Raw genomic sequence first — 22471 nt, 5'->3', positions numbered from 1 at the left:
AAAGTATTTACTATTTTTTTAATTATATCTTTTTCTTTTCGTTTTGAATATCATTTATTCTTTAATTTTGTCGAAAACTCTTGATAAAATAAAAAAAATCATCAATATAACAATTTGAAAACGAATTTGATGGAAGATTATTATTGTTCTTTAACTTTTTTAGATGTTAAAATATAATACCGTTGCTTGTTGGTTTGGTGTTAAATCTTTATGTTGGTATTTTCATTTTCAGAGATTTAAATAATTTTGAATGTTAGTAAAACCTAAACCACGATAATGAACCAAGGCTTCTTTAAGACTTGCTTGTAATTTACTAATTTTATTTAATTTTCGATAACTGGCATCAGGATTTGTCCTAGTTTTAGTGGCATATAAAGTAGAACTTGTTTGTTTTGCTACTAATAAATATAATGGTTTCATATCAGAAATAATAATGGAATTTTTGTTAATTAATTTTGTATTCATATTTTCAATAATTCACTGTTTTTGTAATCGTTTGGTATTAGTGGATTGAACAAAAATATTATTATTAGTATCAACTGCCATTTGAATACAACATTTAGTGTTAGTGGAAAATGGATCAAGATGAGTTTTTCGTTTATCAAATTTATCTTTAAAATTACCTTTATGGATTTTTTTAATAAATGTTTCATTGATTTGTATTTGGCCATTTAATTTTTTAAGTTTTAATTGAATATTTTATAATTGTTTTGATGGCATTAATTTTTGACGATTATATCAAGCTGTTTTGGGTGTTGTTTTAATAAAACGGGAAATTACTTTACTAGATTGTCCTAGCAATGAAATTTGAATTAATAAATTCAATAGACTTCTTGCGATACATTATTATTTATGCTTAAAAAGCAATTAAAATTTTTAAAAATGCTTATTTTTAAGTTTAATTTAATTTTTTTAATTTGTAATTTTTTTATTTTTGTTAGTATAGCAATAATTCTAATCTATAATTTTCAATTGTTATTATAAATAAGACAAGAAGTTGAATGAAAATTAACTTTAAATTTTAATTTTGTCGAAAACTCTTGATAAAGTCAAAAACCCTTATAAAATATAGATATTTGTAAGAAATACATTTTATAAAAAACCTAATAAAATAAAGGTTTTATTAAAATATCAAGAGTTTTCTACAAAATTAAAAACTTTAAATAATAAAATCATTTTTTGTTGTGCCAAAATAATGCATCTCTTAAAGACTATAAGAATTAAATTAATAAGAGGTATAAATTCCTTTGCAATGTTTCTTTTAACTGAGATATATAAATAAAAATTTTTCTAGATTATTATTAATATATAAAGTTAGGAGAAACATTTTTATATGGCTAAAGGTAAAATAAAAGGGTCTAAAGATCATTTGCACAGTTTCAGATAACTGAGAATTTTAATTAAAAAATGCTTTCATTTCATATTGAAGTGGTGGCATTTTTTAATTAAAATTCTCAGTTATCTGAAACTGTGCAATATAAATTCCTATTTGTATTTTTTCTTTATGAATTAATTTGCAATAGACTTCTTGCGATACTAACAAAAATAAAAAAATTACAAATAAAAAAAATTAAATTAAACTTAAAAATAAGCATTTTTAAAAATTTTAATTGCTTTTTAAACATAAATAATCAGGTATCGCAAGAAGTCTATTGTGTTATTTCTCCTTTTTTAAATTTGGATTTTAACACAATATTTTTATTTGTTTAACTGTCCCATTTAATTTTACAATTCAGGATTTTAAAAAAAGCATAACAAAAATTAATATTAATTTTTGTTATGCTAAACTATTTTTTCACATTGGTCAAATTCAACTTCAGTAGGTGTTAAACGACCAAACATTTCTAAATTTACTGTTACAACCCCTTTTGAAGTGTCAATTTTTGTTACTTGTCCTTCCATTTTGATAAAAGTTCCGGATAGAATTCGAATATAATCGTTAACTTTAAAGTTTGCCACAAATACTTTTTTGACTTTTTTCCCTTGTTGCGATGCCGCTTTTTTTGCGGCGATTGATTTTGAAAGCATTGTTTTTGCTTCTTGGTCAGTTAAAGGAAATGGTTTTGTTCCTCGTCCTGATGAACCAATAAACCCAGTAACGCTTGTTGTATTCCGAACAATATACCAAGCTTCATCATTCATAATCATATTAATAAAAATATATCCTGGATAAACATTCTTTTCGGTTGGTTTTCCTTTTTTCGATGGAACCATTTCTTTGACAACTCTAATATTAAAAACAACATTTTTCATATTTAATGATTCTACCCGTTGGATTAAGTCATCACGAACGCGATCTTCATGACCAGAATAACAATTAATTACATATCATTTCCCAGGATATTTTGTCACATCCTCTAAATTCTCACTGCTATCCAATTTATCGTTCGTTTTATCATTATTAATGATTTCATCTGTTATTGTGTTTTTCCCTAACATTACCTTACTCCTTTAAATCTTACCTATTAATTATTATATAATGCGAGCAACAGTTAGTAGATGATGTAAAACTAAATCTAATACTAAATAAAATACCGCAAAAGCAATAATAAATAAAATTGTGATTAAAAACTTGCGTCCTAAACTATCTTTACTTGTTCAACGAATTCTTGTAATTTCTTTTGCCATTTTAACAGGAAATTCACGGAAAGCTAATTTTCAACTAGTCTTTTTATTTTTACCTGAATTTTTGCGTTTAAAAAGACCTTTTTTTATTGGGTCACCATTTTTATCAACTGCTGAGGTGATAATTTCTTTTTTCGTTCCAACTTGAATTGGTACTACCTTATTTGTTTTTTTTTGAAAAATTAAAACTGCTTTTTCATTTTTCTTTTGAATTTTTAAAACTATTTTTTCTTCTTTTGTTAAAGCAGTTTTAATTTCTTTTTTTGGTTTTTCCTTTTTTTCCATTCCGAACACCTACCTTGTTTCTTTATGTTTAGTATGTTTATTACATGTTTTACAAAATTTATTTACTTCTAAACGTTCTTTTTGTGTCATTTTGTTTTTAAACGTTGTATAATTTCGATCTAAACATTCGGAACACACTAATATGATCTTTTCGCGCATAATACTCACCGTGGTTAATTATATTATATTAATAACAATATTAATATACTTAATTAATTATTTTTGTAAAAATCTTCTTTAATTTTGTCGAAAACTCTTGATAAAGTCAAAAAAATCATCAATATGACAATTTGAAAACGAATTTGGTGGAAGATTATTATTGTTCTTTAACTTTTTTAGATGTTAAAATATAATACCGTTGCTTGTTGGTTTGGTGTTAAATCTTTATGTTGGTATTTTCATTTTCAGAGATTTAAATAATTTTGAATGTTAGTAAAACCTAAACCACGATAATGAACCAAGGCTTCTTTAAGACTTGCTTGTAATTTACTAATTTTATTTAATTTTCGATAACTGGCATCAGGATTTGTCCTAGTTTTAGTGGCACATAAAGTAGAAATTGTTTGTTTTGCTACTAATAAATATAATGGTTGCATATCAGAAATAATAATGGAATTTTTGTTAATTAATTTTGTATTCATATTTTTGTATTATGTAAATTCAATCAGCAAATTCTGTCTCTTGTTAGTATGATAATAACATCATTTAAAATAAATGCAACTATTTTTTTAAAAAAAATGTCCTTATCTTGTGATAATTTCGTAATAGTTATCTAGCAAAAATTTCGCAACCATTTAAAATTAAAAATGGTTATAACAATGGAAAGAAAACTAACAATGAAAGAACAACATAAATACAAAACAATTGAAAAAATTATTAACAATAAAATATCAAAGCAAAGAGCTGCAAATATTTTACACTTATCAATTCGTCGCATTGAACAACTTATAAAACTTTATGATCCACAAAATAGTCAATCATTTGCTCACCATTCTCGTGGAAGGATAGCTCACAATAAAACAAATCCACAAATTTGTGAAAAGATTATAAATTTATATAAAACTAAATATATTGGCTTTAATTTTACTCATTTCAAAGAAAAATTAATCGAAAATGAAGGAATAAACATTTCATATTCAGTTTTATACAAATTAATGTCCTTAAATCAAATTAAAACACCTCGAAAGCAAAAAATAAAGAAAAAAGATAAAACCCACCCTTTAAGAGAACGTCGAAAATGTTTCGGCGAACTATTACAAGCTGATGCCAGTGAACATCATTGATTAGGACCAAATGGTCCAAAATGATTTTTACATGGCGCAATTGATGATACAACAAATACGGTTGTTGGATTATATTTTGCTTATCAAGAAACATTACAAGGTTATTATAATGTTTTACATCAAATTTTACGAAATTATGGAATTCCCATGACATTTTATACCGATAAACGAACAATCTTTACATACCAAAAAAGTAGTGATAAAACCGAAGAAAAAGACACTTTTACTAAATTCAGCCGATGCTGTGATGAATTAGGTGTCGAAATCATAACTACTTCAATTCCCCCAAGCAAAGGGACGAATTGAACGTTTATGAGGCACTCTACAAGATCGATTGAAAAATGAATTAATTCTCGCAGGAGTAACCACTATTGAAGAAGCAAATACATTCTTAAAAGAATTTATAACCAAATTCAATAAACAATTTGCCATTCCTATTGATTATAACAATTCTGTCTTTGTTGACGCTCCTAATAATGACAAAATTAATTTATTTTTATCAATCACTTCAACGCGACAAACAGACAATGGTTCATCAATTAGTTATAACAATAAAAAATATATGGCTTATAATAATAAAAAGTTAAAAGTCTTTAATTCAAAAACAAAAATTACAGTAATTAAAGCATTTGATGAAACATTATATTTAAAATATAACAATCAAATATATAATTTATTAGAATACATTCCGGTTCCTATTAAAAATATTGAAAACAAAGTTCCCAAATCTAAAGCACATAAACCAAAACCAAATCATCCTTGAAATAATCAATATACATTACAAACATTATCAATTAAATAATTTTGCGAAATTTTTGCTAGATATTGACACTATTTTTTTAAAAAAATAGTTGCATTTATTTTAAATGATGTTATTATCATACTAACAAGAGACAGAATTTGCTGCTTGAATTTACATAATACATATTAAAGAAAGATTTTCAATTTTATTTACTGATGTAACTTATTTAATTTGAAATGGTAAAAAACATTATCAATCAACAATAATTGATGGATATACTAAAGAAATTATTGATGTAAAATGATCAAAATTTAATAATAACAAACTTGTAATTGATAATTTAAATGCTGCAATTAATAAAATTAAAAAAATGCTGAATTATACTTGCACTTACAAGTATAATTCAGCTTATAAAAAATAAAGTAATTAAGTTTATGCAATGTTTCTCCTAACTTTATATATTAATAATAATCTAGAAAAATTTTTATATGGCTAAAGGTAAAATAAAAGGGTCTAAAGATCATTCTTTTGAATTTAAAGAAAAAATTGTTAATGAATACTCAATTAACAATAAATCTTATAGTGAAATAGCAAAAGAATATCATATTAGTTTAGAAACTATTTCAAAATGAGTAAATCAATTTCAACAAAATAAAGAAATTATAAAAGAACGAAAAAAGCGAAAAGATTTTGAATTAAATAAGTTTAAAAAACCCTTAGAACGTGAAAACTATTTATTAAAAAAAGAAAATGAAAGAATAAAAGCTGAGAATGAGGTTTTAAAAAAGCTTGAAGCTCTTCCAAAGATAAAAACAAAAACAAACATTAGAAAACAAATTGCTTTTATTAAATCAGAATTGCAAGTTTTAAAAATTACTTTATCATGATATTTAAAAGAATTAAGAATTTCATATGATACTTGAAATAAATATTAAAAAAATTGTGATGAATATCAACCAAATATTGATTATTCAATATATGAAATAATTAAAGTAATTCATAGAGAAAATAGTATTAAAGGACACAGACAAATTAAATTATCTTTGGAAGAGCAAAAAATTAATGTGTCGAATTCAACAGTTTATCGTTATATGAAATTAGCTAATAGAATTTCTAGTGTAAGAATTAAAACAAGAAAAAAAATTAATCATTTCTTAAAAATGACAAATTAACATATTCGACATAAATATCTATTAAAACGTAATTTTAAAGCTGAAAAAACTAATCAAAAGTGATCAATTTATATTACGTATGTTAAAACAATCACAGAATGAGTATATTTATTTGCAATCAAGGATTTATTTAGTAATTTAATAGTAAATTATTCTTTAACAACAACTCCAACAGTAAATTGAGTAAATAATTGTATCAAAGAAGCAATTATTAAAAGAAAAATAATCAAAGGTGAATTAACTATTAATTCTGATCAAGGTATTCATTTCACTTCAAAAGCTTATGAAAAATTATTAAAAAAACACGGTATAAATATAAGTATGTCAAGAAGAGGCAATTGTTTAGATAATTCACCTATTGAAAATTGATTTTCAATTCTTAAAACCGAGAACTCAGAATTATCAAACTGTAAAAATATTTTAGAAGTAAAAAATATTGTAGATAATTATATAATTCATTATAATGAAAAAAGAAAAATTTTAAATTTAAAAATGCCACCACTTCAATATGAAATGAAAGAATTTTTTAATTAAAATTCTCAGTTATCTGAAACTGTGCAGCATTAAATTAATTTTCTTTTTTTATTCAACAGCAATTAAAAATGGATATAATGTTTGGTCACCATCAATGAATTCATATTCAACATCGAAACTTTCATCTAAATATTTTCGAATTGCATTGATATCCCGCGTTTCAGCTTCTTCACCAGTAAAAATTGTAACAATTTCGGTTGATTTAGTAATTGCGCGGTCAAACAAATATTTCATTGTTTTTGTTAATATTGGGTATGAACAAATAATTTTTTTGTTTATAATCCCCATGTATTCCCCTTTATTAATCTTAACCCCATCAATTGAAGTTTGTTTAGCAGAAATCGTAATTGATAAACTTGCCACATTTTTAAGACTTGATTTTAAAGTTGAATAAATCTTTTTAGGAGCTTCTCCTGATTCAAATGACAACGCCGCTACCATTCCTTCTTGAACGGATGTTGTTGGTATGACATAGACATTTGATTTAAGTTCAACTTTTGCGGCTTGTTGCGCGGCTAAAATCGCATTACTATTATTTGGTAAAATAAAGACATCAACTGCATCAACCGCTTCAATAGCACTTAAATAATCATCTGTTGATGGATTCATTGATGTACCACCATTAACCGTAAATTGAATATTTAAGTCAGTTTTAAAAAAATTAGCAATCCCATTTGATGGTGTAACAGCGATAATAGCGGCCGGATTTTTAAATTGCCGATCAACTTTAAGTGTTTTAACATGTTTTTTGGCTTGTAAATTCATATTTTTAATTTTAATATTTTTAAATTCACCATGTTGTTGTAAAAAAGTTAAAATATGACCGGGCAGTAAAGTATGAACATGAACTTTTAAAATATCATTATCAACAACAGCGACAATTGATTTTCCACCTTGGTCCTCTAATGTTTGACAAACTTGTGTAACATTAATTTTATTAATATGCCTACTATCGAGCAGCACAACTACTTCAGTACAATAACCGAATTTTTCATTTTGCAAATCCATCACAACATTTTCACCAACATTTTTGACTTGTTTTTTTCGTTGTGGCACAATTTTTCCTGTTTTTCAATATTCTGTAATTCCTTCGAAAATTTTTACTAAACCAAAACCACCGGAATCAACAACCCCAACTTCTTTTAAAACGGGTAATAACTCTGGTGTATGATTTAATGACTCTGTTGCAAAATCAACAATTTTTTGAAATAATTCTGGAATAGGAATTTCTTTATCTAATGTTGAAACATGCTCTGCTGTTTCGCGAATTACTGTTAAAATTGTTCCTTCAACCGGTTTCATTACCGCTTTATAAGCAACTTCATTCGCTTGGGAAATTCCCGCTTTAACTGAATCAAAATTTAATTCATCAAATTCCTTTAAACCGTTCGCAAAACCACGAAAAATCTGTGATAAAATAACCCCCGAATTCCCACGCGCGCCCATAATTAAGCCACGTGCAAAAACATCAGCAATCTTACTAATTGATTTCGAATTGATCTCATTGATTTCCTTGACAGCATTAGTCATTGTTAAATTCATATTTGTTCCTGTATCACCATCAGGAACTGGAAAAACATTTAATTTATCAATTTCTGGATAAAAATTATATAAATTATTATAACCGCTGATCAGTGAATCTTTAAAAGATTTTGCATTAAATTCCATTTCTATCACCTTTACATTTTTCATCAATTACTTTCTTTAATTTTGTCGAAAACTCTTGATAAAGTTAAAAACCCCTATAAAATATAGATATTTGCAAGAAATACATTTTATCAAAAACCCAATAAAATAAGTATTTTATTAAAATATCAAGAGTTTTCGACAAAATTAAAGATTACTTTTCCTTTTTTTTAACTCTCCTAAGTGATATAATTGTAAATTTTGATCTTGATCTTGCATCATTCTAAATATCTCGTTTTTAATAAACTTTCCTAAATTAATAAATCTTGAATATTTACATTAACATAAATCATAATGTCATTTGAATAAATATCTAACTTTTCTAACTCATATTTAATACTAATTTGTATTTTTCGCGCAATATCCTTAATATTTACTCCTTCAAGCAAAATTATAAAGATATCAATATAAAAATTACGACCATCTTGCCTCAATTTAATCGACTGTGAGTAATCTTTAAGCAGCATTATCACACTTTCTTCATTATTTTCAGTATCATCAAATTTTGCGAATCCAGCTACCCCAGGTACTGTAATAACTGCTGCATGAACCAAATCTGCAATTTTAACTACATTAATTTTCTCAATCATAAAAATCACCACTAAACTAAATTAACAATACTAATTATAACTAGAAAATATAATAAAGCAATAGTTCCATATCAATTGTCCTTATCTTGTGATAATTTCGTAATAGTTATCTAGCAAAAATTTCGCAACCATTTAAAATTAAAAATGGTGATAACAATGGAAAGAAAACTAACAATGAAAGAACAACATAAATACAAAACAATTGAAAAAATTATTAACAATAAAATATCAAAGCAAAGAGCTGCAAATATTTTACACTTATCAATTCGTCGCATTGAACATTATGATCCACAAAATAGTCAATCATTTGCTCACCATTCTCGTGGAAGGATAGCTCACAATAAAACAAATCCACAAATTTATGAAAAGATTATAAATTTATATAAATGCCAAATTGTAAAGTTAAGTGCAACTAAATTATTTTTCTAACCAAATATTCGATTGGCGAAAGATAATTTAGTATTTTTCTTGGTCTTTGGTTTAAAGACAATATAAATTTATGAACTGCATTTTTAGTAGTATTTGAAAAATTAAATTTTTTAGGAAATTTTTCTCTAATTAAACCATTAGTATTTTCATTAGTACCTCTTTGTCAGGGTGAATATGCATTAGCAAAATAAATTTTCACATTTAAATTTTTTTCAAGTTGTTGTCAATTAGCAAATTCTTTACCACGATCAAATGTTATAGTCTTAACAAGATTATTTGGAAGAATTGATAAATAATGGCTAATATTTTCGTTAATAACTTTAGTAGTTCTATTTTCAACTAATATTGCTAAAGTAAATCTTGATGTTCTTTCAACTAAAGTTATTAAACATGATTTACTTTTACCTCGTGATGATACTACGGTATCACCTTCTCAATGACCAAGAGTTACGCGATTATTAACATTAGCATTTCGTTCTTTAATTGATTTACCATTAAATTTACCCCGATTTTCTTGATATTTTCGTTTCTTACCTTTTCTTCTTAAATTTTTATTAGTAACTTGTTCAAGTAATCCAGAATAAATTCAATTGTAAATTGTTTTAAAACTAATAATTCATTCTTTATGAAAATTTTTAATTCTGCCATAAATTTGTTCGGGTGATCAACCTAATAATAATTTTTGTTGTACATATTTTACTAATTCTCTATTTTTAAACTTATGAAAATAAATATGTGATTGTTTTCTATTTTCTGCTTTATTTTGTGCAATTAATGAAAAATAATGATTATTATCTTTATTTCTATTAACTTATCGAATAATAGTACTAATACTTCGATTAAGATTTTTAGCTATTTCACTAATTTTTATTTTAAACTTCAATTGATTCTCAATATAAATTCTTTCATCTATGCCAAGATGTTTATATCCCATATAAAAACTCCTTGCTTTATTTTTTCTAAAATAAACTTAGCATCATAAAATTTTTATATGAGATTTTTTGCAATTTTATTTACTTGCACTTACAAGTATAATTCAGCAAAAGTAATTGATCAAACACTTGCGTTTGGTATTCCATCAATTTTTGTTAACTTACTTTCCTTTAAATTATAAATAAACGCCCCTAAACTTACACACCCTAAGTAAAGCTCATTATAATTTTTTTCATTAAAAACTACAAAGTAAATATTATAACCTAATAATTTTTCTATTTTCTCAATATTTAAATCGTCATTAATACTTCTTTTGTTTTTTAAATAATTAATTTTACTATTTAATTTTTCTTCTTTTTGATAAGGACTAGCAGCAATTGTTGTTGGTATAGCAGTTCCGCAAATTGTCAATACACTTAATAAACTAAGTAATTTTTTCATACTTGTTTTTTTCCTTTTTTAATCTTGAAACTTTTTATCAAGACCTACTCCCAGTATATATACAAGCAAAATTAGTGATTATTTTAAAAACTTTTATCTTGTTAAAAAGCTATTATTACGCGTTTTAATACCTAAAATAGTAATAAAATATATTAAGTTTAGTATTTATGTACAGGTAGCGTGTAAAATGTTGGGGAAAATAAAAAAGAAAGTTTTCAGTATAATTACGTTTGAAAAAAATTAGAAAGAAAACTATCCTATGAATATTATAATTAGAATCCAAGAGTTTTTAAACGAAAATAATAACTCTTTTATTGATTTAATTAATGAAATTAGCCCCAATATCCCTATTACAGCACTATTATCCTATTTAAACAATGAAATTAGTTATGAAGCTTGAATACTATTTAAAAATATTTTTGAATATATTGATAACTATATTTTTAATAAGGACTGACGCAAAGCACGTTATATTCCAAAAGGATTTTATCAACGAACTTTGGTTTTTCGTAATGGTGAAGTTACTTTTAAACGAGGAAAATATATCTTAAAACCATAATTTCAAGTGGCAAAAAAACCAAAAACGGTCTTTTTACTTGATATTCAATTAGGGATTGAAAGTTATATTGCTCGAATTATTAAAGTAATGTTTCGTTCAAAACCAAAAATATTTAATGAAAAAACGATTTACAAAGTAATGTTATTAAAACAATTGACAGCTAATGGGATTAATCCCTTTCAATAACTAACAGAAATTAAAAATCTTCAAGTAAAAAATGAACAAATTACTTGAAGATGAATATTTAAAAAGATGAATAATCCAGAAGTTAAACAATATAACTTACCAATATTCACCGCTTCTACATTATCAAATACTAAAACTCTTTTAAAGAAAATAGTTTCTAATTATTATTAGAACTTAATGCTGAAAACTTTTCCCCAACATTTTACACGCTACCTGTAACCTATCCAGTATTTCTTGCAAATTTCTATATTTTATAAGGGTTTTTGACTTTATCAAGAGTTTTCGAGAAAATTAAAGGTCCCATTTAATTTTATAATTCAGGATATCTAAAAATTAAACAACTGGTAAATATTTTATTAAACTTTGAATTTTATCCAATTTCTCCCATGGTAATTCTGTATGATAACGCCCAAAATGACCATAAATTGCTGTTTGTTGATAAATTGGCTTTTGTAATTCTAGTGTTTCAATCATTGCTTGTGGCCGAAAATCAAAATTTTCTTTGATTGCTTTTAAAATAACATCATTCGGAACAAAATTAGTGCCAAATGTTTCAACAAAAATGGAAATTGGTTCCGCAACGCCAATTGCATAAGATAATTGAATCTCGCATCGTTCTGTTAAGCCTGCTGCGACAATATTTTTTGCAACATATCGTGCCATATACGCCGCTGAGCGATCAACTTTTGTCCCATCTTTTCCTGAGAAGGCTCCACCACCATGTCGAGCATAACCACCATAAGTATCAACAATAATTTTTCGTCCCGTTAAGCCAGCATCACCTTTTGGTCCGCCAATAACAAAACGACCAGTTGGATTAATTAAAACTTTAAAATCTAAATTTAATTTAAACTCATGGGCAACTGGTTCCATAATTTCGATAATGACAAATTGTTTAAATTTTGTTTCATCAATATCTTCATTATGTTGAATTGACATTAAGATTGTATCAATATAAAGATGTTTCATATTAGTTAAATCTAATGTTACTTGTGATTTCATATCTGGTCGGGCCCCAATAAAGACTCCTTTTTTCCGTAACATCGTTGCACGTTTTACTAAAGCATGGGCAATTGAAATTGCCAATGGCATATAATTATCTGATTCATTTGTTGCATAACCAAACATAATTCCTTGGTCCCCCGCTCCCGCTTTATCAACCCCTATTGAAATATCAGTTGATTGGGTTTTAATTAAAACTTCAATTTCACAAGTTTCTCAATCAATGCCTCATTCGGCATTATTATATCCTATTTCTTTTAAAACTTTGCGAGCTACCGCGGCATAATCCACCTTGGTTTTTGTGGTAATTTCACCACCAATAATAACACGGTTCGTTGTAATAAAGCACTCACAAGCAACACGAGCTAATGGGTCTTCTTTTAAACACGCGTCTAAAACAGCATCCGAAATTTGATCACAAATCTTATCCGGATGACCTTCCGATACTGACTCTGATGTAAATAAAATGCGCTCTTTTCCCATTTTCTATTCTCCTTAATCATAAATAAAACCACATCAGAATAATGTGGCATTAATAACAATATGGTTACATATAAATTAATAGTTAACTTCTTTTCAATAACTAATAAATCTTATTGGTAGCATATCATTTTGCTCTGCTAAAAGCACCCTCTAGTTAAATATAGGGTTGCTAGTGGATCATCGTTTAGCGTACTAACCACTTCTGAATAAGTTTTATGTAAATTGTAAATTCAAATGACACACTTTATTTAATTTCATTATAACACAATAAAATAAGTATTCCATATAATTTTATTCTTTAATTTTGTCGGATTGCGTTGCCAAAGTTGGGGAAAAGTTTTCAGCATTAAGCTCTAATAATAATTAGAAACTATTTTCTTTAAAAGAGTTTTAGTATTTGATAATGTAGAAGCGGTGAATATTGGTAAGTTATATTGTTTAACTTCTGGATTATTCATCTTTTTAAATATTCATCTTCAAGTAATTTGTTCATTTTTTACTTGAAGATTTTTAATTTCTGTTAGTTCTTGAAAGGGATTAATCCCATTAGCTGTCAATTGTTTTAATAACATTACTTTGTAAATCGTTTTTTCATTAAATATTTTTGGTTTTGAACGAAACATTACTTTAATAATTCGAGCAATATAACTTTCAATGCGACAACCAATATTTTCTTGATATTCTCATTTTTGAATTGCTCCATAGTATGTTCTTAAATAATTAGATATTTCTTGTAACTTTCCTTTCGCTTCTTCGATTTTAACAAGCTGATAAGCTCATTCAAGGTATTTTGTAACCTTGTTTCAGTTTAATTTTAGAATTGCTTTTCTAATTTTATTAAATAAATAACGTTTATAATATCGTGGACCACGGAGACAATCTTTAATTTTTTTAATAACATGGAAATGATCAATGATAAATTCAACATTGATGTGTTTTTCAACCGTTGAAATATATTGTGCACCATCACCAAGCACAATAATTTTAGCTGTCTCGGGTGATTCATAATTTAAGTTAATAAATTCTTTAATTCCTTGTCAGTATTTTTTAGAGTTAATTTTTTTAACTTCATTAGTCATTGTTACTAGAAATTTGACATTATGCATTGTTTTTCGTATTGTTTTAGGATCTTTATAACCAGTATGAAAGACGGTTAAACGGATTCTTTTCTTAATTTTTAATCGTTTTTTGATTTGATAACTAATGGCATTGCGATATGCTTCATCGGTTTCAATATAAATAACCCCATCATGTTTTAGTTTTGTATCTGGTTCATCTAGCATTAGTTCTAACAAATGTTTAATATCAAACCGTTTAATAAGTTTAAAAATTGTTTTTTTGTTACGTTAGCATTCCGATACATATTACAAATATCTTGATAACTAAAATTTATGCCTAATTTGCTGATTATTTCTAACGAAAAATCATAATCAAGTCGCTGATAACTTTCAATCCCTAATTGAATATCAAGTAAAAAGACCGTTTTTGGTTTTTTTGCCACTTGAAATTATGGTTTTAAGATATATTTTCGTCGTTTAAAAGTAACTTCACCATTACGAAAAACCAAAGTTCGTTGATAAAATCCTTTTGGAATATAACGTGCTTTGCGTCAGTCCTTATTAAAAATATAGTTATCAATATATTCAAAAATATTTTTAAATAGTATTCAAGCTTCAGAACTAATTTTAGACTGCACCCAAAAAAGTAAGTAAAGAAAAAAAGTCTTTGCTAAACTTTTAAAGGAGGTGCATTTTTATATGGCAAGAAAAGGACAAAAATTTAATAAATATACAGCAGATTTTCGAAAAAGGATAGGACAAGAGGTTAAAAATAATAGTATAAGTTTTATTGCAAAAAAATATGCAATTAATAAAAAAACTGTTGCTTCATGGTATGAAAATTTTAAGAAAGGGATTTTAAACACCAATAAAGGTCCAAAAAAATCATTTGAAAAAAGAGATTTAAACTATTACAAAGTTAGGTATGAATTACTAAAAAAGCTTCATGACTTTTACAATTAAATAAAAGAAAAATTGTATTTTTTATCAAAGAAAACCTTAATAAATATCCACTAAATTTATTACTTGATGTAACAAATTTAAAGCGTAGTTATTGAGATAAATATAAAAATTATTCAAGTACTGGTAAGGATAGTGAACCATTAAAAAATATTGTAAAATTCTATGAAGAAAATTTAAAACAATTTGGTTATCGTCGAATTACCAAATATTGAAAAGAAGATTATGGCATTGTTTATAATGCTAAGAAATTATTACGAATTATGAAAGAAAATAATATTCAAGCTGAATATGTAAAGCGTATGCGTAGAAAAATATTAATAAAACAAAATAGAAATAAAAATATCATTAAATATCCTGATTTAGTAAATCGTAATTTTAATGATATTAAAGAAAGATTTTCAATTTTATTTACTGATGTAACTTATTTAATTTGAAATGGTAAAAAACATTATCAATCAACAATAATTGATGGATATACTAAAGAAATTATTGATGTAAAATGATCAAAATTTAATAATAACAAACTTGTAATTGATAATTTAAATGCTGCAATTAATAAAATTAAAAAAATAAAAAAAGATCTAAATAAAACAATAATTCATTCAGATCACGGATATCAATATACATCTAAAGATTATAATAGTAAATGTTTAGATAACAAAATTATAATTTCAATGGGTAAAAATTATCATTGTGCAGACAACATTATTATTGAAAGTTTTCATTCATTACTTAAAAAATGAACAATCCATAATAAAAATTATAAATCTCATAATGAATATATTAATGATGTTAAAAAATGAAATAAATGATATTCAAACCAAAAAGAAAAATATATAATAAATGAAAGTTTGTAAACCTTTTTATTAACACTTACTTTTTTGGGTGCAGTCTACTTCATTGTTTAAATAGGATAATAGTGCTGTAATAGGGATATTGGGGCTAATTTCATTAATTAAATCAATAAAAGAGTTATTATTTTCGTTTAAAAACTCTTGGATTCTAGTTATAATATTCATAGGATAGTTTTCTTTCTAATTTTTTTCAAACTTAATTATACTGAAAACTTTCTTTTTTATTTTCCCCAACTTTGGCAACGCAATCAAGTACAAAATGTATGTGGTTTCTACATCTTATATATGATATTATGAAACTGATTAAAAAGAAATTTTAATTTTGTCGAAAACTCTTGATATTTTAATAAAATCCTGATTTTATTGGGTTTTTGATAAAATGTATTTCTTGCAAATCTCTATATTCTATAAGGTTTTTTTACTTTATCAAGAGTTTTCGACAAAATTAAAGAAAAGAAAGGATGACTTAAGGATGAAAGATTATAATTTAATTATTGGCAGTCATGTTAGCATGAATAAGCAGCAGAAATATTTATTGGGGGCTTTAAATGAAAGTTTAAATAATAAGGCTAATGCGATGATGATTTATACCGGACCACCACAAAATACGATTCGGATTAGTACCGAGCAGTTTTTTATTCCAGAATTTTATCAACAATTAAAAGAGCACGAGTTTGATATTAACAATGTCATTATTCATGCTCCCTATATTATTAATTTAGCTAATACGACTAATCCTAGTACCTTTGAAATTGCTGTTGAATTTTTAAAAAAGGAAATTAACCGGGCTGATGAAATTGGGGTTAAAACAATTGTCTTACACCCTGGGAGTGCTGTTGGGGCTCCTGAACAAGTTGGACTAGATTGTATTATTGAAGGATTAAATTTAGTTTTAACTCCTGATCAAAAAGCAAAAATTGCTTTAGAGACCATGGCTGGGAAGGGAAGCGAATTAGGAACTAATTTTGCCCAATTAAAGTATATTATTGATAATGTTAAATTAAATGATAAATTAGGAGTGTGCTGAGATACTTGCCATATGCATGATGCTGGTTATCGTTTGACAGAAGCTTTAGATGATATTATTATAGAATTTGACCAATTAATTGGGTTAGACCGGTTATTATGTTTGCATATTAATGATAGTAAAAATTCATTAGATGCGCATAAGGACCGGCACGAAAACATTGGTTATGGTTACTTAGGTTTTGAGACCCTTTTAAAAATAATTTATCATCCCAAATTAGATGGAATGGTTAAAATTTTAGAAACCCCATATGTCGGTGAAAAAAATGCTGCATTCCCACCTTATAATGATGAAATTACTATGATTAAAGCAAAGAATTTTACTGACCCGTTTCACCAAAATGAGAAAAGAAAAGTAGATTTAGGAGAATAAAAATGTCCGCAAAGAAAATTATCGATAATTTGTATCTGGGTGATCGTCATAGTATTCCAAAAGATGCGAAGTTAGTAGTTAGTTGTGCTGAGGAAATTTATCGGGAACAAATTCAAAAAAATAAAATTAAAGATGATAATCAAGAATATTTGTGAACTGATTATGAGCATGTTTATTTTAATTTTAAAGATTATCCAATATTACATGAATTAGATGTTAATGTTGTCATTCAAGCATTAAAGATTATTGATAATAATATTAAAAATAAAAAAATTTATGTGCATTGTATTTGAGGAGTTAATCGGAGTGCCTCAATTGTTTTTATGTATTTAGTTGCCAAAGGGTATATTAATCATGATGATTTTGATAGTGCTTTAGAGCAATTTGAACGAATTTATCCGTATATAAATCCAAATCCAGGTTGATTTGATTTTTTACTAAATGAATTTCCCTACAGTCATTTAACTTCAAATTAAAAAACTAGGTAACTACCTAGTTTTTTAATTAACGTTTATTTTTACAACACTTACATTTTTTATTAACACAATCTGTACAAGAAATACAAATTAAACAAGAATGGCATCCAACTTTTGACTTACTACAAGTACGACACGAAAAACAATCATGGTTTTTAGCGGAGCAACACATATTCATATTATTTACCTCTATTTTCTTTATGGTTTTATTGTTTTGTATCATGTACGATGAAGCGACAAAAAACAACTCTTGTTAAATAAAAAGGGTTACCAATCCAAAATAACAACATTATTTGATTGAGTGAATTGTCAACCTGTTAATTGTCGTATTTCACACCATAAAAATCATTATGATTTGCAATGTTTAGAATGGGCAAAAATGTATTTAAATTTATTTGAAGATAAATGAGACGTTATTGCTTCTTATATGCAACATTACAAAATTAATGATATTTTAGATTTAGCTGCGGATGGTTGAAAAATATTACAAATTGAGAAAAAAATAAAACAAATAATTTAGAAGGTTTATATGAAAAAGTTAAATAAAATTTGTCTTAAACAAAGATATTGAGGTTATTGTTTTCATAAAGAATGCAATAAAGAAAATAAATTGAATGAATTAATGCTTAAAAGTTATTCAGTATCACAAGAAGATATTATTGATGAACATTGAGCATTAAACATTAGACTTCTTGCGATACTATGATAATCATTGCAAATTAATTCATAAATAAAAAATACAAATAGGAATTTATACTGCAATGTTTCTTTTAACTGAGATATATAAATAAAAATTTTTCTAGATTATTATTAATATATAAAGTTAGGAGAAACATTTTTATATGGCTAAAGGTAAAATAAAAGGGCCTAAAGATCATTCTTTTGAATTTAAAGAAAAAATTGTTAATGAATATTCAATTAACAATAAATCTTATAGTGAAATAGCAAAAGAATAGACTGCACCCTGTTTAGTAAGTATTAATAAAAAGGTTTACAAACTTTCATTTATTATATCTTTTTCTTTTTGGTTTGAATATCATTTATTTCATTTTTTAACATCATTAATATATTCATTATGAGATTTATAATTTTTATTATGGATTGTTCCTTTTTTAAGTAATGAATGAAAACTTTCAATAATAATGTTGTCTGCACAATGATAATTTTTACCCATTGAAATTATAATTTTGTTATCTAAACATTTACTATTATAATCTTTAGATGTATATTGATATCCGTGATCTGAATGAATTATTGTTTTATTTAGATCTTTTTTTATTTTTTTAATTGCCAAATTGTAAAGTTAAGTGCAACTAAATTATTTTTCTAACCAAATATTCGATTGGCGAAAGATAATTTAGTATTTTTCTTGGTCTTTGGTTTAAAGACAATATAAATTTATGAACTGCATTTTTAGTAGTATTTGAAAAATTAAATTTTTTAGGAAATTTTTCTCTAATTAAACCATTAGTATTTTCATTAGTACCTCTTTGTCAGGGTGAATATGCATTAGCAAAATAAATTTTCACATTTAAATTTTTTTCAAGTTGTTGTCAATTAGCAAATTCTTTACCACGATCAAATGTTATAGTCTTAACAAGATTATTTGGCAGAATTGCTAAATAATGGCTAATATTTTCGTTAATAACTTTAGTAGTTCTATTTTCAACTAATATTGCTAAAGTAAATCTTGATGTTCTTTCAACTAAAGTTATTAAACATGATTTACTTTTACCTCGTGATGATACTACGGTATCACCTTCTCAATGACCAAGAGTTACGCGATTATTAACATTAGCATTTCGTTCTTTAATTGATTTACCATTAAATTTACCCCGATTTTCTTGATATTTTCGTTTCTTACCTTTTCTTCTTAAATTTTTATTAGTAACTTTTTCAAGTAATCCAGAATAAATTCAATTGTAAATTGTTTTAAAACTAATAATTCATTCTTTATGAAAATTTTTAATTCTGCCATAAATTTGTTCGGGTGATCAACCTAATAATAATTTTTGTTGTACATATTTTACTAATTCTCTATTTTTAAACTTATGAAAATAAATATGTGATTGTTTTCTATTTTCTGCTTTATTTTGTGCAATTAATGAAAAATAATGATTATTATCTTTATTTCTATTAACTTCTCGAATAATAGTACTAATACTTCGATTAAGATTTTTAGCTATTTCACTAATTTTTATTTTAAACTTCAATTGATTCTCAATATAAATTCTTTCATCTATGCCAAGATGTTTATATCCCATATAAAAACTCCTTGCTTTATTTTTTCTAAAATAAACTTAGCATCATAAAATTTTTATATGAGATTTTTTGCAATTTTATTTACTTGCACTTACAAGTATAATTCAGCTAAAATTAGAAAAGCAATTCTAAAATTAAACTGAAACAAGGTTACAAAATACCTTGAATGAGCTTATCAGCTTGTTAAAACCGAAGAAGCGAAAGGAAAGTTACAAGAAATATCTAATTATTTAAGAACATACTATGGAGCAATTCAAAAATGAGAATATCAAGAAAATATTGGTTGTCGCATTGAAAGTTATATTGCTCGAATTATTAAAGTAATGTTTCGTTCAAAACCAAAAATATTTAATGAAAAAACGATTTACAAAGTAATGTTATTAAAACAATTGACAGCTAATGGGATTAATCCCTTTCAAGAACTAACAGAAATTAAAAATCTTCAAGTAAAAAATGAACAAATTACTTGAAGATGAATATTTAAAAAGATGAATAATCCAGAAGTTAAACAATATAACTTACCAATATTCACCGCTTCTACATTATCAAATACTAAAACTCTTTTAAAGAAAATAGTTTATAATTATTATTAGAACTTAATGCTGAAAACTTTTACCCAACATTTTACACGCTACCTCGCAAGAAGTCTAATAAAATATCTCAAAAATATAAAAATAGGACTTTGGTCCTATTTTTATATTAGATTATTATCTTGTAAAATAGCAACTAAACCGTGAAAAATTAAATCTTTATCATAATGATAATTAACTAATTTTTTAATGTAGTCAGCATTACCCCCCGTTAAAATGACTTGTGGTTTGCTTACTTCACTGGCAAGTTGATTAACAAAGCCGGTTATTGCTAACAAATGACCATTGACTAACCCGATATTGATTGCTTGTTTGGTATTTTTTCCTAAAATAACATTATCATAAGAGAAATCAAATTTTTGTAATAATTGAGCCCGTTCAAATAAAGCTTCAGCTGATGTTTCTAAACCAGACATAATAATTGTTCCTAATAATATGTCTTTTTTTAATAAGGAAATCGTTGTTGCAGTTCCCATATTAACTAAAATAACATCTTGTTTTGGGAATAAATTTAATGTTGCATAAGAGCCAACAATTAAATCCGCCCCAAGATTACGAGGATTAGGAATATCTGTTATTAACCGATCGGTTAATAAATTTTTTTTAACTTGATAAAAAGGAATCTTTAAATCTAACGCTAATTGGTAAATTAGATCATCTCACATTGGTCTAACTGATAACAACGCCAATAAAGTAAGATCAGTTAAATTACAGTTTATTTTGCTTAAAGCAGTAGTTATTTTTTGGCGAAAATTTTTTTCCGCCACTAATTCGCGACTAGACATTGTTAAAAAAACAATGATTTTTTTTTGCCGATTAAGAATAGCAAATTTAATTGCGGTGTTACCAATATCAACTAATAATTTCATCTTATTGTTCACGCTCCTTTATTAGTTCATTAATTGCCATTAAAATTTCCTTTGCAATAACAAGTTTATTTTGACTAGGAATTTGTCGTTGCCCTTTTCTCGTTAATAAAATAATTTTATTTTTATCAATGCCCATGGCCTTAATCTGATTAATTGTATCATGTACGATGAAGCGGCAAAAAACAACTCTTGTTAAATAAAAAGGGTTGTTTTTTTATTTAACAAGAGTTGTTTTTTGCCGCTTCATCGTACATGATACAAAATCTAAATTTTTTTCAATTAATTTTCGTTGTGCATAAACTAAATAAAAATCAGATTGCGCACTAAAATCAACTAAAATTTGGTGTTGTTTTAATTTTCCTAATTCAGTCAAAACATCAATATTACTGACTAAGGATACTTCAAGTTCGGGATGTTAACGTTTATTAATTTTCCCTTTTGTTGGAACGGTAACTTGATAATCATTAGACTTCTTGCGATACTATGATAATCATTGCAAATTAATTCATAAAGAAAAAATACAAATAGGAATTTATACTTCTTATTAATTTAATTCTTATAGTATTTATAAGCGATGCATTATTTTGGCACAACAAAAAATTATTTTATTATTTAAAGTTAATTAGACTGCACCCAAAAAAGTAAGTAAAGAAAAAAAGTCTTTGCTAAACTTTTAAAGGAGGTGCATTTTTATATGGCAAGAAAAGGACAAAAATTTAATAAATATACAGCATATTTTCGAAAAATGATAGGACAAGAGGTTAAAAATAATAGTATAAGTTTTATTGCAAAAAAATATGCAATTAATAAAAAAACTGTTGCTTCATGGTATGAAAATTTTAAGAAAGGAATTTTAAACACCAATAAAGGTCCAAAAGAATCATTTGAAAAAAGAGATTTAAACTATTACAAAGTTAGGTATGAATTACTAAAAAAGCTTCATGACTTTTACAATTAAATAAAAGAAAAATTGTATTTTTTATCAAAGAAAACATTAATAAATATCCACTAAATTTATTACTTGATGTAACAAATTTAAAGCGTAGTTAT

The 22471-nt window shown here is 25.6% G+C and carries 37 protein-coding genes and 1 pseudogene; 17 read left to right on the top strand and 21 right to left on the bottom strand.

Annotated elements, in window-relative coordinates; genetic code table 4:
- Positions 1-159: 159 nt before the first annotated feature.
- The 6 genes from ACQH23_RS02915 to ACQH23_RS02890 form a co-directional block, all read right to left on the bottom strand.
- Positions 160-546, bottom strand: coding sequence for a hypothetical protein (locus ACQH23_RS02915; RefSeq protein ID WP_425378856.1), 387 nt, complete (start codon positions 544-546; stop codon positions 160-162).
- A 153-nt stretch (positions 547-699) separates the two neighbouring features.
- The gene (locus ACQH23_RS02910) at positions 700-825 is read right to left on the bottom strand and encodes a hypothetical protein (RefSeq protein WP_425378855.1); all 126 of its coding nucleotides are present in this window, start codon (positions 823-825) and stop codon (positions 700-702) included.
- Between the two features lie 957 nt (positions 826-1782).
- Entirely contained in the window at positions 1783-2439 is a 657-nt protein-coding gene (nusG, locus tag ACQH23_RS02905) for a transcription termination/antitermination protein NusG (RefSeq protein WP_425378854.1), read from the bottom strand.
- Between the two features lie 33 nt (positions 2440-2472).
- Entirely contained in the window at positions 2473-2910 is a 438-nt protein-coding gene (gene secE, locus ACQH23_RS02900) for a preprotein translocase subunit SecE (protein ID WP_425378853.1), read from the bottom strand.
- A gap of 9 nt (positions 2911-2919) precedes the next feature.
- A complete protein-coding gene (gene rpmG, locus ACQH23_RS02895) occupies positions 2920-3069 on the bottom strand; it encodes a 50S ribosomal protein L33 (protein ID WP_425378852.1) in 150 nt (49 codons plus the stop codon).
- 176 nt (positions 3070-3245) lie between these two features.
- Positions 3246-3551, bottom strand: coding sequence for a hypothetical protein (locus ACQH23_RS02890; protein ID WP_425378851.1), 306 nt, complete (start codon positions 3549-3551; stop codon positions 3246-3248).
- Between the two features lie 195 nt (positions 3552-3746).
- Here ACQH23_RS02890 and ACQH23_RS02885 point away from each other — a divergent pair, with 195 nt between their 5' ends.
- The 6 genes and pseudogenes from ACQH23_RS02885 (at position 3747) to ACQH23_RS02860 (ending at position 6641) form a co-directional block, all read left to right on the top strand.
- Complete coding sequence (locus ACQH23_RS02885) at positions 3747-4613, top strand: ISNCY family transposase (protein WP_425378850.1); 867 nt, start codon at positions 3747-3749, stop codon at positions 4611-4613.
- Complete coding sequence (locus ACQH23_RS02880; RefSeq protein WP_425378849.1) at positions 4528-4995, top strand: hypothetical protein; 468 nt, start codon at positions 4528-4530, stop codon at positions 4993-4995. Before ACQH23_RS02885 ends, ACQH23_RS02880 begins: the two co-directional genes overlap by 86 nt.
- A gap of 428 nt (positions 4996-5423) precedes the next feature.
- Positions 5424-5870, top strand: coding sequence for a transposase (locus ACQH23_RS02875; RefSeq protein WP_425378848.1), 447 nt, complete (start codon positions 5424-5426; stop codon positions 5868-5870).
- A 27-nt stretch (positions 5871-5897) separates the two neighbouring features.
- Positions 5898-6107 carry an IS3 family transposase gene (locus ACQH23_RS02870; RefSeq protein WP_425379297.1) on the top strand — a complete coding sequence of 70 codons (210 nt, stop codon included), beginning with the start codon at positions 5898-5900 and terminating at the stop codon, positions 6105-6107.
- A gap of 3 nt (positions 6108-6110) precedes the next feature.
- Positions 6111-6389: pseudogene (locus ACQH23_RS02865) on the top strand (DDE-type integrase/transposase/recombinase); the annotation flags it as partial.
- A 39-nt stretch (positions 6390-6428) separates the two neighbouring features.
- Positions 6429-6641, top strand: a complete 213-nt coding sequence (locus tag ACQH23_RS02860) for an IS3 family transposase (protein WP_425378847.1) — start codon at positions 6429-6431, stop codon at positions 6639-6641.
- Positions 6642-6689: 48 nt separating this feature from the next.
- Here the strand turns inward: ACQH23_RS02860 and ACQH23_RS02855 are convergent, their stop codons facing one another.
- Both ACQH23_RS02855 and ACQH23_RS02850 read right to left on the bottom strand, forming a co-directional pair.
- The gene (locus ACQH23_RS02855; RefSeq protein ID WP_425379296.1) at positions 6690-8309 is read right to left on the bottom strand and encodes a DAK2 domain-containing protein; all 1620 of its coding nucleotides are present in this window, start codon (positions 8307-8309) and stop codon (positions 6690-6692) included.
- Positions 8310-8578: 269 nt separating this feature from the next.
- Positions 8579-8917, bottom strand: a complete 339-nt coding sequence (locus ACQH23_RS02850) for an Asp23/Gls24 family envelope stress response protein (protein ID WP_425378846.1) — start codon at positions 8915-8917, stop codon at positions 8579-8581.
- A gap of 174 nt (positions 8918-9091) precedes the next feature.
- Here ACQH23_RS02850 and ACQH23_RS02845 point away from each other — a divergent pair, with 174 nt between their 5' ends.
- Complete coding sequence (locus tag ACQH23_RS02845) at positions 9092-9346, top strand: hypothetical protein (protein ID WP_425378845.1); 255 nt, start codon at positions 9092-9094, stop codon at positions 9344-9346.
- Here ACQH23_RS02845 and ACQH23_RS02840 read toward each other — a convergent pair.
- The 3 genes from ACQH23_RS02840 to ACQH23_RS02830 all read right to left on the bottom strand — a co-directional run bounded on the left by ACQH23_RS02840 (position 9330) and on the right by ACQH23_RS02830 (position 10720).
- The gene (locus ACQH23_RS02840) at positions 9330-10118 is read right to left on the bottom strand and encodes an IS30 family transposase (RefSeq protein ID WP_425379295.1); all 789 of its coding nucleotides are present in this window, start codon (positions 10116-10118) and stop codon (positions 9330-9332) included. The two genes, ACQH23_RS02845 and ACQH23_RS02840, sit on opposite strands and share 17 nt — an antisense overlap.
- Positions 10119-10157: 39 nt before the next feature.
- Positions 10158-10280, bottom strand: a complete 123-nt coding sequence (locus ACQH23_RS02835; protein WP_425377840.1) for a helix-turn-helix domain-containing protein — start codon at positions 10278-10280, stop codon at positions 10158-10160.
- Between the two features lie 89 nt (positions 10281-10369).
- Positions 10370-10720, bottom strand: coding sequence for a hypothetical protein (locus ACQH23_RS02830; RefSeq protein ID WP_425378844.1), 351 nt, complete (start codon positions 10718-10720; stop codon positions 10370-10372).
- A 259-nt stretch (positions 10721-10979) separates the two neighbouring features.
- Between ACQH23_RS02830 and ACQH23_RS02825 the strand changes: the two genes are divergently transcribed.
- Complete coding sequence (locus ACQH23_RS02825; protein WP_425378843.1) at positions 10980-11279, top strand: hypothetical protein; 300 nt, start codon at positions 10980-10982, stop codon at positions 11277-11279.
- 6 nt (positions 11280-11285) lie between these two features.
- The gene (locus tag ACQH23_RS02820; protein ID WP_425378842.1) at positions 11286-11465 is read left to right on the top strand and encodes a hypothetical protein; all 180 of its coding nucleotides are present in this window, start codon (positions 11286-11288) and stop codon (positions 11463-11465) included.
- 333 nt (positions 11466-11798) lie between these two features.
- Here the strand turns inward: ACQH23_RS02820 and metK are convergent, their stop codons facing one another.
- The 4 genes from metK to ACQH23_RS02800 form a co-directional block, all read right to left on the bottom strand.
- Complete coding sequence (gene metK, locus ACQH23_RS02815) at positions 11799-12950, bottom strand: methionine adenosyltransferase (RefSeq protein WP_425378841.1); 1152 nt, start codon at positions 12948-12950, stop codon at positions 11799-11801.
- Between the two features lie 353 nt (positions 12951-13303).
- Positions 13304-14233, bottom strand: a complete 930-nt coding sequence (locus ACQH23_RS02810) for a UPF0236 family transposase-like protein (RefSeq protein WP_425378840.1) — start codon at positions 14231-14233, stop codon at positions 13304-13306.
- A 5-nt stretch (positions 14234-14238) separates the two neighbouring features.
- Entirely contained in the window at positions 14239-14451 is a 213-nt protein-coding gene (locus tag ACQH23_RS02805; RefSeq protein WP_425378839.1) for a hypothetical protein, read from the bottom strand.
- A gap of 6 nt (positions 14452-14457) precedes the next feature.
- The gene (locus ACQH23_RS02800; RefSeq protein ID WP_425378838.1) at positions 14458-14646 is read right to left on the bottom strand and encodes a hypothetical protein; all 189 of its coding nucleotides are present in this window, start codon (positions 14644-14646) and stop codon (positions 14458-14460) included.
- Positions 14647-14707: 61 nt separating this feature from the next.
- Here ACQH23_RS02800 and ACQH23_RS02795 point away from each other — a divergent pair, with 61 nt between their 5' ends.
- Together ACQH23_RS02795 and ACQH23_RS02790 are read left to right on the top strand one after the other, a co-directional pair.
- Positions 14708-14971 (top strand): hypothetical protein, encoded by a 264-nt coding sequence (locus ACQH23_RS02795; protein WP_425378837.1) that lies wholly within the window; start codon positions 14708-14710, stop codon positions 14969-14971.
- 260 nt (positions 14972-15231) lie between these two features.
- Entirely contained in the window at positions 15232-15828 is a 597-nt protein-coding gene (locus ACQH23_RS02790; protein ID WP_425378836.1) for a DDE-type integrase/transposase/recombinase, read from the top strand.
- 9 nt (positions 15829-15837) lie between these two features.
- On the opposite strand, the gene ACQH23_RS02785 is transcribed toward ACQH23_RS02790, so the two are convergent.
- Entirely contained in the window at positions 15838-15990 is a 153-nt protein-coding gene (locus tag ACQH23_RS02785; RefSeq protein ID WP_425378835.1) for a hypothetical protein, read from the bottom strand.
- A gap of 307 nt (positions 15991-16297) precedes the next feature.
- Here ACQH23_RS02785 and ACQH23_RS02780 point away from each other — a divergent pair, with 307 nt between their 5' ends.
- The 4 genes from ACQH23_RS02780 to ACQH23_RS02765 all read left to right on the top strand — a co-directional run bounded on the left by ACQH23_RS02780 (position 16298) and on the right by ACQH23_RS02765 (position 18409).
- Positions 16298-17224 carry a deoxyribonuclease IV gene (locus ACQH23_RS02780; RefSeq protein ID WP_425378834.1) on the top strand — a complete coding sequence of 309 codons (927 nt, stop codon included), beginning with the start codon at positions 16298-16300 and terminating at the stop codon, positions 17222-17224.
- Positions 17225-17226: 2 nt separating this feature from the next.
- Entirely contained in the window at positions 17227-17700 is a 474-nt protein-coding gene (locus tag ACQH23_RS02775) for a dual specificity protein phosphatase family protein (RefSeq protein WP_425378833.1), read from the top strand.
- A gap of 250 nt (positions 17701-17950) precedes the next feature.
- Complete coding sequence (locus ACQH23_RS02770) at positions 17951-18220, top strand: hypothetical protein (protein ID WP_425378832.1); 270 nt, start codon at positions 17951-17953, stop codon at positions 18218-18220.
- Positions 18221-18229: 9 nt separating this feature from the next.
- Positions 18230-18409 (top strand): hypothetical protein, encoded by a 180-nt coding sequence (locus tag ACQH23_RS02765; RefSeq protein WP_425378831.1) that lies wholly within the window; start codon positions 18230-18232, stop codon positions 18407-18409.
- A 282-nt stretch (positions 18410-18691) separates the two neighbouring features.
- Here the strand turns inward: ACQH23_RS02765 and ACQH23_RS02760 are convergent, their stop codons facing one another.
- Positions 18692-18994, bottom strand: a complete 303-nt coding sequence (locus ACQH23_RS02760) for a hypothetical protein (RefSeq protein WP_425377708.1) — start codon at positions 18992-18994, stop codon at positions 18692-18694.
- A gap of 19 nt (positions 18995-19013) precedes the next feature.
- Entirely contained in the window at positions 19014-19964 is a 951-nt protein-coding gene (locus ACQH23_RS02755) for an IS30 family transposase (protein ID WP_425378830.1), read from the bottom strand.
- Between the two features lie 57 nt (positions 19965-20021).
- Here ACQH23_RS02755 and ACQH23_RS02750 point away from each other — a divergent pair, with 57 nt between their 5' ends.
- Positions 20022-20555 carry a hypothetical protein gene (locus tag ACQH23_RS02750; RefSeq protein WP_425378829.1) on the top strand — a complete coding sequence of 178 codons (534 nt, stop codon included), beginning with the start codon at positions 20022-20024 and terminating at the stop codon, positions 20553-20555.
- Positions 20556-20656: 101 nt separating this feature from the next.
- Here ACQH23_RS02750 and ACQH23_RS02745 read toward each other — a convergent pair whose 3' ends face one another.
- From ACQH23_RS02745 to ACQH23_RS02735, 3 genes are all read right to left on the bottom strand, one after another.
- Complete coding sequence (locus tag ACQH23_RS02745; RefSeq protein ID WP_425378828.1) at positions 20657-21421, bottom strand: type III pantothenate kinase; 765 nt, start codon at positions 21419-21421, stop codon at positions 20657-20659.
- 1 nt (position 21422) lies between these two features.
- Entirely contained in the window at positions 21423-21557 is a 135-nt protein-coding gene (locus ACQH23_RS02740; RefSeq protein WP_425378827.1) for a hypothetical protein, read from the bottom strand.
- Positions 21558-21635: 78 nt separating this feature from the next.
- On the bottom strand, positions 21636-21794 hold the full coding sequence (locus ACQH23_RS02735) for a hypothetical protein (RefSeq protein WP_425378826.1): 159 nt from the start codon (positions 21792-21794) through the stop codon (positions 21636-21638).
- Positions 21795-22115: 321 nt separating this feature from the next.
- On the opposite strand from ACQH23_RS02735, the gene ACQH23_RS02730 reads away from it, so the two are divergent.
- Positions 22116-22379 (top strand): hypothetical protein, encoded by a 264-nt coding sequence (locus tag ACQH23_RS02730; protein ID WP_425378825.1) that lies wholly within the window; start codon positions 22116-22118, stop codon positions 22377-22379.
- Positions 22380-22471: the final 92 nt, after the last annotated feature.

The organism is Spiroplasma endosymbiont of Polydrusus pterygomalis (genome assembly GCF_964030635.1).
In the GTDB taxonomy this organism is placed as follows: domain Bacteria; phylum Bacillota_I; class Bacilli_A; order Mycoplasmatales; family Mycoplasmataceae; genus Spiroplasma.
This window is presented reverse-complemented; position numbering and strand designations above follow the sequence as displayed.